1 protein-coding gene is annotated in these 453 nt (G+C 57.8%); it reads right to left on the reverse strand.

Annotation, left to right across the window (positions count from 1 at the left end; all coding sequences use genetic code 11):
• Positions 1-185 precede the first annotated feature (185 nt).
• The coding region (locus NJD74_RS19610; protein ID WP_319624827.1) for an HAD-IA family hydrolase at positions 186-453 on the reverse strand (268 nt) is incomplete at its 5' end.

Raw genomic sequence — 453 nt, forward strand, 5'->3', positions numbered from 1 at the left:
TCCTCAGACAATACGTCGGCGGCCGCCGACCATTGCGGGCCACCTCGCGCCACGATAAGGACGGTTCCCAGCGTTTCCATGCAATCCATCTTGACGAATTGAAAACATTCTTAGCATAACGCGCAGAGCTTTCAATGGGCGTCAGATTCGGAAGCGAAGCCTTGTAACCGGACCGGCCGGCGGCTCTATGGCTCGCCCCACGGCACTGATATCTCGAAATTGGCAAGGTCGCTCAGGCTGTCGACGATCGCAAAGGCGCCCTGGAATTCTTCATCCCCAAAATAGCTGCTCCGCGTGATCAGAGTTCGAAGTCCAGCGCGCGAAGCCGCGACAAAGCCATTGCGAGAATCCTCAATAGCCAAGCATTCGGAGCTCGAGAACCCGAGGAGGCTGAGTGCCCTGAAGTAGGCATCCGGGGCCGGTTTCTTTTGGGAAACCTCGTCACCCGCGACG

This window comes from Stenotrophomonas sp. RG-453, assembly GCF_033843685.1.
GTDB lineage: Bacteria > Pseudomonadota > Gammaproteobacteria > Xanthomonadales > Xanthomonadaceae > Stenotrophomonas > Stenotrophomonas bentonitica_A.